The organism is Janibacter massiliensis (genome assembly GCF_900289115.1).
Lineage (GTDB): Bacteria > Actinomycetota > Actinomycetes > Actinomycetales > Dermatophilaceae > Janibacter_A > Janibacter_A massiliensis.
The window spans coordinates 1,250,872-1,264,750 of sequence record NZ_LT985196.1 but is presented as its reverse complement, the minus strand read 5'-3'; the positions used below and the strand labels follow the sequence as shown (position 1 = coordinate 1,264,750).

Annotated in this window: 12 protein-coding genes; 2 read left to right on the top strand and 10 right to left on the bottom strand. The window is 72.9% G+C overall.

Annotated features, from left to right (window positions below):
• Nucleotides 1-58: 58 nt before the first annotated feature.
• The 10 genes from DAA34_RS06145 to DAA34_RS06100 form a co-directional block, all read right to left on the bottom strand.
• Nucleotides 59-955 carry a PDDEXK family nuclease gene (locus DAA34_RS06145; RefSeq protein ID WP_106818063.1) on the bottom strand — a complete coding sequence of 299 codons (897 nt, stop codon included), beginning with the start codon at nt 953-955 and terminating at the stop codon, nt 59-61.
• A 167-nt stretch (nt 956-1,122) separates the two neighbouring features.
• Nucleotides 1,123-1,512 (bottom strand): cytidine deaminase, encoded by a 390-nt coding sequence (locus tag DAA34_RS06140; RefSeq protein WP_106818062.1) that lies wholly within the window; start codon nt 1,510-1,512, stop codon nt 1,123-1,125.
• Nucleotides 1,509-2,828, bottom strand: coding sequence for an ABC transporter permease (locus DAA34_RS06135; protein ID WP_106818061.1), 1,320 nt, complete (start codon nt 2,826-2,828; stop codon nt 1,509-1,511). Before DAA34_RS06135 ends, DAA34_RS06140 begins: the two co-directional genes overlap by 4 nt.
• Nucleotides 2,825-3,940, bottom strand: coding sequence for an ABC transporter permease (locus tag DAA34_RS06130; RefSeq protein WP_106818060.1), 1,116 nt, complete (start codon nt 3,938-3,940; stop codon nt 2,825-2,827). The genes DAA34_RS06135 and DAA34_RS06130 overlap by 4 nt, the downstream gene beginning before the upstream one ends.
• Complete coding sequence (locus DAA34_RS06125; protein WP_106818059.1) at nt 3,937-5,529, bottom strand: ABC transporter ATP-binding protein; 1,593 nt, start codon at nt 5,527-5,529, stop codon at nt 3,937-3,939. Before DAA34_RS06125 ends, DAA34_RS06130 begins: the two co-directional genes overlap by 4 nt.
• A 125-nt stretch (nt 5,530-5,654) precedes the next feature.
• Nucleotides 5,655-6,683, bottom strand: coding sequence for a BMP family lipoprotein (locus tag DAA34_RS06120; RefSeq protein WP_199847430.1), 1,029 nt, complete (start codon nt 6,681-6,683; stop codon nt 5,655-5,657).
• Nucleotides 6,684-6,795: 112 nt separating this feature from the next.
• Complete coding sequence (locus DAA34_RS06115; RefSeq protein WP_106818058.1) at nt 6,796-8,010, bottom strand: amidohydrolase; 1,215 nt, start codon at nt 8,008-8,010, stop codon at nt 6,796-6,798.
• A 51-nt stretch (nt 8,011-8,061) separates the two neighbouring features.
• Nucleotides 8,062-9,066 carry a methylmalonyl Co-A mutase-associated GTPase MeaB gene (meaB, locus tag DAA34_RS06110; protein ID WP_106819873.1) on the bottom strand — a complete coding sequence of 335 codons (1,005 nt, stop codon included), beginning with the start codon at nt 9,064-9,066 and terminating at the stop codon, nt 8,062-8,064.
• On the bottom strand, nt 9,066-11,258 hold the full coding sequence (scpA, locus tag DAA34_RS06105) for a methylmalonyl-CoA mutase (RefSeq protein ID WP_106818057.1): 2,193 nt from the start codon (nt 11,256-11,258) through the stop codon (nt 9,066-9,068). Before scpA ends, meaB begins: the two co-directional genes overlap by 1 nt.
• The gene (locus DAA34_RS06100) at nt 11,255-13,180 is read right to left on the bottom strand and encodes a methylmalonyl-CoA mutase family protein (protein ID WP_106818056.1); all 1,926 of its coding nucleotides are present in this window, start codon (nt 13,178-13,180) and stop codon (nt 11,255-11,257) included. Before DAA34_RS06100 ends, scpA begins: the two co-directional genes overlap by 4 nt.
• Nucleotides 13,181-13,278: 98 nt before the next feature.
• On the opposite strand from DAA34_RS06100, the gene DAA34_RS06095 reads away from it, so the two are divergent.
• Together DAA34_RS06095 and DAA34_RS06090 are read left to right on the top strand one after the other, a co-directional pair.
• Complete coding sequence (locus DAA34_RS06095; RefSeq protein WP_106818055.1) at nt 13,279-13,512, top strand: YlcI/YnfO family protein; 234 nt, start codon at nt 13,279-13,281, stop codon at nt 13,510-13,512.
• 1 nt (nt 13,513) lies between these two features.
• Nucleotides 13,514-13,831: a type II toxin-antitoxin system PemK/MazF family toxin gene (locus tag DAA34_RS06090; protein WP_106818054.1), complete on the top strand. Its 318-nt coding sequence runs from the start codon at nt 13,514-13,516 to the stop codon at nt 13,829-13,831.
• Nucleotides 13,832-13,879: the final 48 nt, after the last annotated feature.

The following is a 13,879-nucleotide window of genomic DNA, read 5'->3' as shown; positions in this document are numbered from 1 at the left end:
TCGGTGCCGACCGACGCCTCATGCCAGCCTAAAAAGGCATCTCGGCGGCTCGGTACGGTCACAGGAGCAGGCGACGGAGGCGGGCGAGCAGAGCGTCCTGGACGGGTCCGGGTCGGAGTGAGTCGCCGTCCATCTCGACGTACGTCCAGCCGAGGTCCTCGATCCGGGCCCGCCGGGCGCGGTCGTACCGCCACGCTCGGCGATCGGTCCGGTGCTGGTCCCCGTCATACTCGCCGACGACCTTCGACTCCCGCCAGAGGAAGTCCACGGTCGCGACGTGGAAGCCGTACGGGTCGCGCAGCTCGACGTTGAGCCGTGGCTCGGGCAGGCCCTCGTCGACGAACAGGCACCGGCACCGGCTCTCCTGCGGAGAGGCGGATCCGACGCGAACAAGATCTCCGGCGGCACGTGCTGTTCGGATCCCCCTGCGTCCGCGACCTGCCTCGGCCCGCGCACGGAGAACCTGCGGGCTCGCCCATCCGGCCGCGACGATCGCGTCCCCGAGGACGACCAGGTCAGTCCGGCCCCAGCACACGGCGAGGTCCAACCAGGTGTCGATCGGAGAGGTGACGAGCAGCCCCCCGACCTCGATCACCCGGCGGCGCTCCAGCCCGCGGTGAAACCGACATCCCCGGCGCCGGATGGGCGCGGCATCGGTCTCCCGCATGACGTCGAGAGGGCCGGGCGCCCGCGCCACCGCCCACGGGACGGGCAGCCCGAGCAGCAGTGCGGCGGTGGCGTGGGAGAAGGCGGTCCCACGGGGCAGCCCGAGGGCGGTCGCAGCGGCGAGCGACCGCAGGTCCGGGCACGGGGAGGCCGACCTGACCCCGGCGGTCGGGCGGAAGAGATCGGATCCTCGCATGCGGCCGATGCCGACGCCCGCGTCCAGGCCCTCTGCGAGGGTGAACGCGCGGTCTGCGAGCTCGGGCGGGAGCGGTGTGGGTCGAGCAGGCACGGGTCGACGGTGCCCGGAGCGACCCCGGCGTCCCACCGCTGACCGGCCGCTGTGGACCCGAGCTCGATCGACGGCACCCCTGTGCACCACCGAGATACGGATTAAGGCTCTGTCACGGCCTCCACGACGACCGAAACCGGTATCTCGGCGAGCGACGGGGGCGGCCGTCAGGTGAGGTCGGCCGGGCCGAAGGCCTGCGGGAGGACCTGTGACATCGGCAGGATGCCCTCCGGGGTGCGCAGCAGGCAGTCCGGGCCGCCGTGCTCCCACAGCAGCTGGCGGCACCGGCCGCACGGCATGAGCGGATCCGAGCCCGCCGGCCCGACGCACGACACGGCGACCAACCGTCCACCGCCGCTGGCGACGAGCGCGCTCACCATCCCGCACTCCGCGCACAGCCCCACGCCGTACGAGGCGTTCTCGACGTTGCAGCCGGTGACCACCCGGCCGTCGTCGACCAGGCCCGCCACCCCGACCGGGAACCCGCTGTACGGGGCGTACGCCCGCGCCCGGGCCTGCTCCGCCGCGGCGGTCAGCGCCTCCCAGTCGGGGGTCACCGCACCTCACCCTTGCGGTAGACCTGCCCGTCCGCCGCGGGCATCCGCAGCCGCTGGCTGGCGAACGCGAGCACGAGCAGGGTCATCAGGTGCGGCGCGAAGTTCGTGAACTCGCCGGGGACCGAGTCCGTGACGACGTACAGCACCGCGAACAGCAGACCGATCACGAGGATGACGAGGGCGCCGACGAAGCGGGTCGCCGCGCGCCACCCGCCGACCGGACGCGGCGCCCGCGCCGCGCCCACCAGGCGCCATACCCCGAACGCGAGCAGCAGGACCGCGAGGAGGGGGAAGAGCGCGTGGATGGACGTGCCCCCGCCGCGCAGCTGCACGGCGTCGGTGTACCCGAAGAGCGCCGACCCGCCGAGCAGCCCGCCCGGCCGCCAGTTGCCGAAGATCATCGCCGCGAGCGCGATGTACCCGCGCCCACCGGTCTGGCCCTCCTTGAACTGGTTCGCCGCGACCATCGCGAGGAAGCCGCCCGCGAGACCCGCGAGCCCGCCGGAGACGAGGACCGCGACGAACTTGTGGAGGTAGACGTTGACGCCGACCGACTCGGCCGCCGCCGGCGCCTCCCCGCAGGAGCGCAGCCGCAGGCCGAACGGGGTCCGCCAGAGGATCCACCACGTCGCCACGAAGATCAGCAGGCCGAGCAAGGTGAGGACGGAGACGCCCGTCGTCAGCGCGCGCAGGATCGCCGCCAGGTCGGAGACGAGGAAGACCCCCTTCTGCTCCAGCGACAGCAGAGGTGCCGACAGCCCCGGCACGGTCAGGGTCGGCAGCTGCGGCAGCGGCGGGGACTGGGTCGCGCCACCCCCGGCGGTGCCGGAGAAGAAGCGGGCCGCGAGGTAGGAGGCCGCACCGACGGCGAGGATGTTGAGCGCCACGCCGGAGACGATGTGGTCGACCCCGAAGGTGACGGTCGCGACCGCGTGGACGAGCCCACCGACGAGCCCGCCGAGGATCGCCCCGAGCACCCCGGCCCACGGCCCGCCGTGGAGGGCGCCGAACGCCGCGCCGAAGGTCCCGAGGACCATCATTCCCTCGAGCCCGATGTTGACGACGCCGGCGCGCTCGGACCACAGGCCGCCCAGGCCCGCGAGCGCGATCGGCATGGCGAAGGTGATCGCCGCCGCGATCGTGCCGGAGGACAGCACGTCCTCGACACCGGTGAGCGCCCTGACCGCCGACAGCACGACGATCAGGGCGAGGATCGCCGCGGGCACGGCCCACACGGGCAGGGAGCGGGAGCGGGTGCGCCCTCCGGCGCTCTTCGACGTCACGCGGTCGGACGTCCTCGTCGCGGCGGTGCTCACGCGGTCGCTCCTGCGTTCGTCGGGGCGGGCTGGTCCGGCAGCTGGCGGGCCACGTCGGCCTGCTCGAGGCGTCGCTCGAGGCGTCGGACGATCTCGTAGGCGATGACCACGGCCAGGAGGATGACCGCGGTGGTGATCCCGACGATCTCGGGCGAGATGTCCTTCACCTGGAGGCTGTCGCTCTGCTTGTCGAGGTAGGACCACAGCAGCGCGGCGAACGCGATGCCGACCGGGTGGTTGCGCCCGAGCAGGGCGATCCCGATGCCCAGGAACCCGAGCCCGGCCTGGAAGTTGTCCCCGTACGCGTGGTCCGCGCCGAAGAGGGCCGGCATGCCGATGAGGCCCGCGACCGCGCCCGAGGCCACCATCGCACCGACGACCATGCGCCGGACCTTGACGCCGCTGGCCACGGCCGCCGTCTCCGACTGACCCGTCGCGCGCAGGTCGAAGCCGACCCGGGTACGGCCGAGGACGAACCAGTAGGCCAACCCGGCGAGCACGGCGAGGACGACGAGCGTGTAGACCGGCCGCGGCGACCCGGGGATCAGCTGCAGGCCGTCGAGCTGGGACGACTCCGGGATCGTCGTCGTCGTGCGCGTGTTGGACCCCGCCTCGCGCTGGCCGAACCGCTTGAGCCCGTACGCGACGACGCCGAGCGCGATCGCGTTGAGCATGATCGTCGCGATGACCTCGCTCACGCCCTTGTAGACCTTGAGCAGGGCCGGCACCGCCGCCCAGAGCCCACCGGCGAGCATCGCCACGAGGATCGCGAGGACGACGTTGAGGATCCCCGGGAGGAACGCCTGCCCGGCGACGAGGGCGGCGACGAAGGTCGCGACGCGGTACTGGCCCTCCACGCCGATGTTGAAGAGGTTCATCCGGAAGCCGATGGCGACCGCGATGGCCGCGAGATAGTAGACGATCGCGTTGTTGACGATCGAGGAGAGCACCCGGGGCTTCGGAACGCTGAACATCGTCCCCCACACGTCGCCGACAGGGTCGCCGACCGCGAGGAGGACGAGGGAGGTGACGACGATCGCGACGACGAGCGCGAGCAGCGGCGCCGCGAGCGAGAGCCCGAGCCTCCGCAGGGCGGGGTGGATCGAGGTCATCGGGCGGCCTCCGTGGTCGTCGGGTCGGTGGCTGCGGCGGTCCCGGCCCCCGTCATCGCCGCGCCGAGGTCCTCGCTCGTGACGACGTCGGCGTCGAAGGTCGCCGTGATCGCGCCTCGGAGGATGACGTGGATCGTGTCGGACAGGCCGATGAGCTCCTCGAGGTCGGCGCTGACGAGCAGGACGCCGAGGCCTTCCCGGCGAGCGGCCCGCAGGTGGTCCCAGATCGCCGCCTGGGCTCCGACGTCGACGCCGCGGGTCGGGTGGCTCGCGACGAGGACGACGGGGTCGTGGGACATCTCGCGGCCGATGATGAGCTTCTGCTGGTTCCCGCCGGACAGGGATCCCGCGGTGACGTCCACGCCCGGGGTGCGGACGTCGTACTCGCGCACGATCCGTTCGGTGTCCTTGCGGGCGGCCCGGTTGCGCAGCATCCCATGCGCGCCGTTCGGTTCCTGGGTCTGGTGCCCGAGCATCCGGTTCTCCCACAGCGGGGCGTCCAGCAGCATGCCCTGGCGGTGGCGGTCGGCCGGGATGTAGCCGACGCCGGCCTCGCGGATCTCGCGCACGCCCCAGTCGCTGACGTCGGTCTCGCCCAGGAGGACGCGACCGGCGGTCGGCTCGCGCATCCCCATGGCGATCTCGACGAGCTCCTGCTGCCCGTTGCCCTCGACCCCGGCGATGCCGACGACCTCGCCGGCGTGGATCGTCAAGGAGATGTCGGAGAGCAGGTCACGTCCGACCTCCGCCCCGCCGGCGAGGCTCACGCCGTCGATGCGGAGCATCTCCCGGTCGGTGACGGTCGACTCCTCGGTCTGCGGGGTCGGCAGCTCGGAGCCGACCATGAGCTCGGCCAGCTGGCGGGAACCGATCGTGCTCGGATCGTCGATCGTCGTGACGGTCGTCCCGCGGCGGATGACGGTGATCGCGTCGGCGACCGAGAGGACCTCGTCGAGCTTGTGGCTGATGAAGATGACGGTCAGACCCTCGCGCTTGAGCTCGGCGAGGTTGGCGAAGAGCGCGTCGACCTCCTGCGGGACGAGCACCGCGGTCGGCTCGTCGAGGATGAGGACCTTCACCCCCCGGTAGAGCACCTTGAGGATCTCGACCCGCTGCCGGGCGCCCACCCCCAGGTCGGCGACGAGCGCGTCGGGGTCCACCCCGAGGCCGTACTGGTCGGAGATCCGCACGATCTCGGCGCGGGCCGCACCGCCGATGCCGTGCAGCTTCTCGGCCCCGAGCACGACGTTCTCGGTCACCGTGAGGTTGTCGGCGAGCATGAAGTGCTGGAACACCATCCCCACACCGGCGGCGATCGCGTCGGCGGGGTTCTTCGGCGTGATGCGCCGTCCGTCGACCGTGATCGTCCCCTCGTCCGGCTGCTGGATGCCGTAGAGGATCTTCATGAGGGTCGACTTGCCGGCGCCGTTCTCCCCGACGAGGGCGTGGACGGTGCCCCGCCGCACGGCGAAGGTGACGTCGTGGTTCGCCACGACGCCGGGGAAGCGCTTGGTGATGCCCTCGACGGCGACGGCGACATCCGACTCCGGGACGACGGCCTCGTTCGGGGCGACGGTGCTCGTGCTCATCCACGCTCCTGCAGCGCTGCGGGTGGGGCGGGCCGGGAGGGGCCGCGAGGGAGGACTCTACAAGCGGGCCCGCCCGACGCGGGTGCGTCGGGCGGGTCCGGGTGGTTCCCGTCAGGCGGGGACCGTCACTTCTCGGGGACGGTCACCTTGCCGTCGATGATGTCCTTCTTGTAGCCCTCGAGCTTGTCCTTGATGTCGTCGACGCGGCCGCCGGTCGTCGAGTAGCCGACGCCGTCCTGCTTGAGGTCGTAGACGATGTTGCCGGCCTTGTTCTCACCCGTCGTCGCGGCCTTGATGTAGTCGAAGACGGCGACGTCGACGTTCTTGACCATCGACGTGAGGATGACGCTCCGCAGGCCGGCCTCGGCCGTCTTGGCCTGGTCGGAGTCGACGCCGATCGCCATCTTGTTCGCCTTCTTGGCCGCCTTGAACACGCCCGTGCCCGAGCCGCCGGCCGCGTGGTAGACGACGTCCGCGCCCTTGTCGTACATGCCCGCGGCGGCGGCCTCGCCCTTGACCGGGTCGGCGAAGCCCGAGCCGTCGTCGGCGAGGTACTTGACCTGGACGTCGATCTTCGGGTCGACAGCCTTCGCGCCGGCCTCGAAGCCCGCCTCGAACTTGTTGATGAGCGGGACGTCCATGCCACCGACGAAGCCGACCTTGTGGGTCTTGCTCTTGAGGGCGGCGGCGGCGCCGACGAGGTAGGAGCCCTCCTGCTCGGCGAACGTCAGCTGCGCGACGTTGTCACCGGCGGAGTCCTTCGAGGCGTCGTCGATGATCGCGAAGTGGACGTCCGGGTTGGCCTTCGCGGCCTTGCCGACGGCCTTGCCGTAGATGAAGCCGACCGCGATGATGTTCGTGCAGCCGTCGTCGACGAGGGTGTTGAGGCGGTCCTCGCGGGCGGCGTCGTTGTCGCCCTGCTTGGCCTCGACCTCGTCGGTGGTGACGCCGAGCTCGTCCTTGGCCTTGTCGAGGCCCTTGGCGGCGGAGTCGTTGAACGACTGGTCGCCGCGACCGCCGACGTCGTACGCCATGCAGGCCTTGACGTCGGACGTCGCCTCGCCGGCCGTCGTGTCCTCGCCACCGCCACCGCAGGCGGAGAGCGCGAGCGCGGAGACGGACAGGGCCGCAGCGAGCTTCATCGGGGAACGCACAGGGGTACTCCTTGGTCGAACGGGTGGCAGCGCACGGCGGGTGCCGATCCCGTCCACGGTACGGCTCTCACGCCGCCAGGTTCGCCTTGGCGGCCGGACTGCGACGGAACCGTTACCGCGACGCGGGCTGCCGTGCATCGCGGGCCGCGCCCAGCGCGAGGTGGACCAGCAGGCCGACCGCGTTCGGCAGGGCGCGCTCGTCGACGACGAGGTCGCCCTGATGGAGGTCGAACGTCCGGCCTCCCGGCGCCCGGGTTCCCAGCCGCGCCATGGCGCCCGGCGCCTGCGCCAGCAGCCAGGAGAAGTCCTCGCCACCGAGCGACTGCGCCGTCGGCACGGGGGTCAGCCCGGCGGCGAGCGCAGCCCGACCGAGGTCGGCGATCGCGGTGACGTCGTTGACGACGGGGGGCACGCCCCGGGTGTGCCGGAGGTCGACCCGGACGCCGTACGGCGCGCTCTGGGCGGTGACGATCTCGCGCAGGAGCGGTTCGATCCCCTCCCACACCGACTGGTCGAGCACCCGGAGCGTGCCCAGGGCCCGGCCGTGGGCAGGGATGACGTTCGGCGCGACCCCGGCCTCGACGACGCCCCACACGAGCGCGACGCCCGAGCGGGGGTCGAGGCGGCGCGACAGCGCGGCGGGCACCTCGGTCATGATCTTGGCGAGCGCGAACGTGAGGTCCTCGGTCAGGTGCGGCCGCGAGGTGTGCCCGCCGCGGCCGGTGAGCCGGACCTCGACGAGGTCGCTGGCGGCGGTGATCGGCCCCTCGCGCAGCCCGATCGAGCCGACGTCGAGACCCGGGTCGCAGTGCAGGGCGAACACCCGGTCGACCCCGCCCATGTGGCCCGCCTCGACGACCTCGTGCGCCCCGCCGGGCATGGCCTCCTCGGCAGGCTGGAAGAGGCAGCGGACCGCGATCCCGGCGTCGATGAGGACGTCCTCGAGCTCGGCGAGCACGAGGGCGGCGCCGAGCAGCGCGGTGGTGTGGACGTCGTGGCCGCACGCGTGGCACACCCCGTCGACGGTCGAGGCCCAGTCGAGCCCGGTGCGCTCCTGGACGGGCAGGGCATCGATGTCCGCGCGCAGGCCGATCCGCAGGCGTGGCTCGCGCGCGCCGATGTCGGCGACGAGACCGGTGCGCGGCATCGGCGTGACGCGGGTGCCCGCCCGGTCGAGCCGGCCGCGCAGGAGCGCGGTCGTGCGGGTCTCCTCGCGCGACAGCTCGGGGTGCGCGTGGATGTCCCGGCGGATGGTGACGAGCTCCGGGAGTACGCCCGCGATCACCGATGCGACGGTGGTCTCGGGCAGCACGGGGATCTCGTTCATCTCAGGGCGCAGGGTACGCCCACCCGCCCCGCCCACCGCGCCGACGGCGGGTCAGCCGAGCGTCGAGCCCGGCCGGAAGGCCTCGAGGACGCGTGCGGCCGCGTCGACCGCCGAGACGGACCCGTCGCGGACGCCGGGCTCGACCTCGGCCAGGACCGCCCGCACCGCCTCGTCCCGGCGGACGTCGTCGCGCAGCGCCGCGTCGACCATCGCCCACATCCACTCGTGCTGCTGCTGCGCACGCCGTCCCTCGAGCGAGCCGTTCTCCTCGAGGTGGGTGCGGTGGTCGAGGACGGCCTGCCACACCTCGTCGAGCCCGTCGCCGGTGAGGGCGCTGCACGCGATCACCGGGGGCCGCCGGGCCTCGGGCGAGGGGTTCATCAGCCGCATCGCACCGCTGAGCTCGCGCGCGGTGACCCTGGCCTCCCCGGCGTGCTCACCGTCGGCCTTGTTCACGGCGATGACGTCGGCGAGCTCGAGGATCCCGCGCTTGATCCCCTGGAGCTGGTCACCGCTGCGGGGCAGGGCGAGCATGAGGAAGGTGTCGACCATCTCCGACACGGCGACCTCGGACTGGCCGACGCCGACCGTCTCGACGATGACGACGCCGAAGCCGGCGGCCTCGAGGACGAGCATCGACTCCCGCGTCGCCCGCGCGACCCCGCCGAGGTGGTTGCCCGACGGCGAGGGCCGCACGAACGCGTTCTCGTGGCTCGTCAGGGACGCCATCCGGGTGCGATCCCCCAGGACCGAGCCACCCGTGCGGTTGCTGCTCGGGTCCACCGCGACGACCGCGACCTTCTCCCCGCGCTCGACGAGGCGGGTGCCCATCGCGTCGATGACCGTCGACTTTCCCGCCCCGGGCACGCCGGAGATCCCGACCCGCAGTCCGCTGCCGACGGTCGACCCGGGAGCCGCGACGAGCTCGCTCACGAGCTCGCGCGCGGCGACCCGGTGGTCGGTCCGCTTCGACTCCACGAGCGTGATCGCGCGTGCCACGTGCGCGCGGGACCCGGCCCGCACGCCGTCCGCGAGGGCGGCGACGTCCACCGGGATCAGGCCGACGCGGCGCGGGCCGACAGGGCCTGCACGAGCCGGACGGCCGCCTGCGAGATGACGGTGCCCGGCGGGTAGATGTCGTCGGCACCGTTGGCCCGCAGCTCGTCGAAGTCCTGCTCGGGGATGACCCCACCGACGACGATCATCAGGTCCTCGCGGCCGAGAGCATCGAGCTCTCGGCGCAGCGCCGGCACGAGCGTGAGGTGGCCCGCGGCGAGCGAGCTCACCCCGACGACGTGGACGTCGGCCTCGACGGCCTGACGCGCCACCTCGGCCGGCGTCTGGAACAGCGGGCCCACGTCGACGTCGAACCCGAGGTCGGCGAACGCCGTGGCGATGACCTTCTGGCCGCGGTCGTGGCCGTCCTGGCCCATCTTCGCGACGAGGATGCGCGGGCGCCGACCCTCGGCCTCCTCGAACTCCTCGACGACCCGGCGGGCCTCGGTCACGGCGGAATCCTGCCCGGCCTCGTCGCGGTACACGCCCGAGATCGTACGGATCTGCGCGGTGTACCGACCGAAGACCTCCTCCATCGCGGCCGACATCTCCCCGACCGTCGCCTTCGCTCGGGCTGCGTCGATGCACAGCGCGAGGAGGTTGCTCGACATGTCCCGGCCGCCCTCGGCGCGGGCGCCGGCGGTGATGGCCTGCAGGGCTGCTGTCACCTCGGCGTCGTCGCGCTCGGCGCGCAGCCGCTGGAGCTTGGCGATCTGCTCGGCGCGGACGCGGGCGTTGTCGACCTTGAGGACCTCGATCGGCTCGTCCTCGTCGACGACGTACGTGTTGACACCGATGACCGGCTGCTGCCCCGAGTCGATCCGCGCCTGGGTGCGGGCGGCTGCCTCCTCGATACGCATCTTCGGGATGCCGGCCTCGATGGCCTTGGCCATCCCGCCCGCCTCCTCGACCTCGGTGATGTGCTCCCACGCGCGCTGGGCGAGGTCGTGGGTGAGCTTCTCGACGTACGCGCTGCCGGCCCACGGGTCGATGACCCGGCACGTGCCCGACTCCTGCTGGAGCACGAGCTGGGTGTTCCGGGCGATCCGGGCGGAGAAGTCCGTCGGGAGGGCGATGGCCTCGTCGAGCGCGTTCGTGTGGAGGCTCTGCGTGTGGCCCTGCGTCGCGGCCATCGCCTCGACGCAGGTGCGGACGACGTTGTTGAAGACGTCCTGGGCGGTGAGCGACCAGCCGGAGGTCTGGCTGTGCGTCCGCAGGCTCTGCGACTTGGGGTTCTTCGGCTCGAACTGCTGGACGAGGCGCGCCCACAGCAGGCGGGCGGCGCGCAGCTTGGCGACCTCCATGTGGAAGTTCATCCCGATGGCCCAGAAGAACGACAGCCGCGGGGCGAACTTGTCGACGTCGAGCCCGACCGCCTGACCGGCGCGGATGTACTCGACGCCGTCGGCGAGGGTGTACGCGAGCTCGAGGTCCTGCGTCGCCCCGGCCTCCTGCATGTGGTAGCCGGAGATGGAGATGGAGTTGAACCGCGGCATCTTCTCGCTCGTGAACGCGAAGATGTCGGAGATGATCCGCATCGACGGCTCGGGCGGGTAGATGTACGTGTTGCGGACCATGAACTCCTTGAGGATGTCGTTCTGGATGGTGCCGCTCAGCTGCTCCGGGCTCACCCCCTGCTCCTCGGCCGCGACGACGTAGAGCGCGAGGACCGGCAGGACCGCACCGTTCATCGTCATCGACACGCTCATCTGGTCCAGCGGGATGCCGTCGAAGAGGGTGCGCATGTCGTAGATCGAGTCGATCGCCACGCCCGCCATGCCGACGTCGCCCTCGACACGGGGATGGTCGCTGTCGTACCCGCGGTGCGTCGCGAGGTCGAAGGCGACCGACAGGCCCTTCTGCCCCGCGGCGAGGTTGCGGCGGTAGAACGCGTTCGACTCCTCGGCGGTGGAGAACCCGGCGTACTGGCGGATCGTCCACGGCTGGTTGACGTACATCGTCGGGTACGGGCCACGCAGGAACGGGGCCTTGCCCGGGACGGTGTCGAGGAAGTCGAGGTCGGCCGTGTCGGCGTCGGTGAGCACCGGCGGAACGTCGATCTTCTCAGGGGTCTCCCACGCCACGCCCGCGCCCTCGATCGCTGCGGAGGCGGCGTCCCAGCGCTGCTGCGCGTCGGACGAGGGGGTCGGGTCGCCGAGGCCGGCACCGCTGAGGGACGGGATCGTGCTCATGCCTGCGCTCCTTCGGTGGTCGGTCCGGTCTGGGTGGCCGCGTCGGCGGGGCTGGGGGCGCCCTCGGCCCCGGGGGCGGGGACCCCGAGCTCGTCGAGCAGCCCGGAGAGGAGGGCCACGACGTCGTCCCCGTCGCGGACGGAACCGTCGATCGCGGCGTCCCCGGCCTCGGCGGCCCGGCCCGCGAGGAGGACCGTCGCCGCACCGGCATCCCGCAGCGTCTCCACCGCGGCGGCCGCGCCGGCCTCGTACCCCTTGGGCGAGGAGCACAGCATCGCGATGGTCGTGCCCGCGGCCCGGAAGGCCTCGCCCAGCTCGGCGCCGGCGAGGCCCTCGGCGAGCACCGGCTCGATGCCGGCGACGCGCAGGAGGTTCGAGGCGAAGGTCTCCCGGGCCCCGAAGTCGCGCCTGGTGCCGAGCGCCGCGAGGAGCACCGTCGGCGGGGTGCTCGCCCGTGCCGCGCGGGCGCGGAGGGCCTCGAAGACCTCGCCGTCGCGCCAGGGGCGCAGGGCGTCCTCGCCGACCGCAGGGGCCCGCGGACGGGGGCGGCGGGCCGGGGTCTCCTCGTGCGCGAGGGGGAAGGTCGAGGTGCCCGTGAGCGGCTGGCGGCGGGTCGACAGCGCGGTGAGCCGCTCGGCGGAGGTCGCCTCGATGCGGGCGCGGACGTCGGCGAGGACGGCGGCGTCACGAACGCCTCCGGCCGCGTCGATCTCCTCGACCCGGGTCCACGCGTGCTGCGCGAGCTCGTCCGTGAGCGACTCGACGTACCAGGAGCCACCGGCCGGGTCCGCCACGCGCCCCACGTGGCTCTCCTGGGCCAGCAGCGACTGGGTGTTGCGCGCCAGGCGCCTCGAGAAGGCCTCGGGCAGGCCGATGGCGTGGTCGTAGGGGAGGACGGTGATCGCCTCGGCCCCGCCGGCCGCCGCCCCGAAGCACGCGAGGGTGCCGCGCAGGACGTTGACCCACGGGTCGGTCGTCGTGAGCATCCGCCACGCGGTGACGGCGTGGATGCGGGCACCGCGGGCGTCCTCGGGGACGCCGGCGAGCTCGCCGACGCGGGCCCAGACCCGGCGGAGGGCGCGCAGGACGGCGATCGTGAGGAACTGGTCGGCGGTCGCGGGGACCCGGAACTCGATCTGGGCGAACGCGTCGGCGGCGTCGACGCCCTGCTCGACGAGGTGGCGGACGTACGCGACGCCGGTCGACACGGCGAGCGCGACGACGTCGGTCTCGGCGGCGCCCGCGTCGTGCCAGCAGCGGGCGTCGACGGTGATCGCCCGCACCCCGGGGAAGCGGTCGAGGCTCCAGCGGACGTGCTCGGCGAGCGTGCCGAGATCGGTGGTCCCGCCGCGCGCGGCGGCGCGTCCGACGGGGTCGAGCCCGAGGTTGCCCCGGGCCTGGTCGGGGGTGATCGCCGCGTTCTCGAGGACGGCGCGCAGGGCGTGCGCGGCGGCGTCCTGGTCGTCGGTCGAGGAGACGACGACGGGCGCGAGGTCGAGCAGGACGCCCTCCAGGACCCGGGGCAGGTCGGCGGGGTCGATCGCGTCCGGCCCGGTCCGCACCCAGGCCGAGTGCCCGCCGTTCTCGAGGTCGGCGAGCACGGCGGCGTTCGTCGCGGCGGCGTCGGGGTCCTCGTGGAGCTGCCGGACGTCCCACGGCGTGCCGGGATCCCGCGGGCCGGTGCCACGGGTGAACGGCATGGAGCCCGGCAGCCCGAGCGGGACCGGGTGCTCCGGACGGCGGTAGAGGGGGTCGATCGTCAGGTCGCCGACGAGATGGCTGCGGAGCTTCTCCTCGGCCTGCTCACCGGTGAGGTGCGCGTCCTCCGGGCGGCCCTTGTTGACGACGGCGGCGACGAGCTCGCGCCACTCCTGCGTGCTCGCGGGGTCGAATCCCTCGGCGAGCCGGATCTGATCGGCCATGGGGCGCACTCTATTCCGGCACCCTCACCCCGCGGGGGCCCGTCTCACCCGGTCGCGACTGCATCCCGAAGTGGGATGCAGTCCGATATGGTGAGGACGTGAGCACCCAGATCGCCGTCCGCCTGCCCGATGACGTCGTCGCCTTCTTGGACCGGAGCGTCGCCGCCGGGGTAGCACCGAGCCGGGCCGCTCTCGTGTCCCAGGCACTCGAGCGGGAGATGCGCCTCCAGGCGGCGCTCGCCGACGCCCGCACCCTCGCCGGACGCGGCCCCGACGACGATCTCGATGGTCTCGTCCGCTGGACCATCGACCACCTCGACGTCGACCGCTGACGTGCGCGAGATCTGCCTCGCGCGGCTCGACAAGACCCGGCCCGTCCTCGTCCTCACCCGCCAGGCTGCGCGCGCATCGATGACGAAGGTCACGGTCGCGCCCATCACCTCCACCGTGAAAGGGCTCTCGAGCGAGGTCGCGCTCGGACCCGACAACGGGCTGGAGGAGGGGAGTGCCGCCGCGCTCGACAACACGGTGACCATCCCGACCGCCTCGCTCGGCAGGACGATCGGCTTCCTCCGCCCCGACCAGGAGCACGCACTGGCCGTCGCCGTCGTCCTCGCGTTCGACCTCGAGCTCGACCTCCTTGCCGACTGAGCCGGCGGTCGCGCTCGTCCGCATCTCTCGCGTGCTCGCACCCGCTCC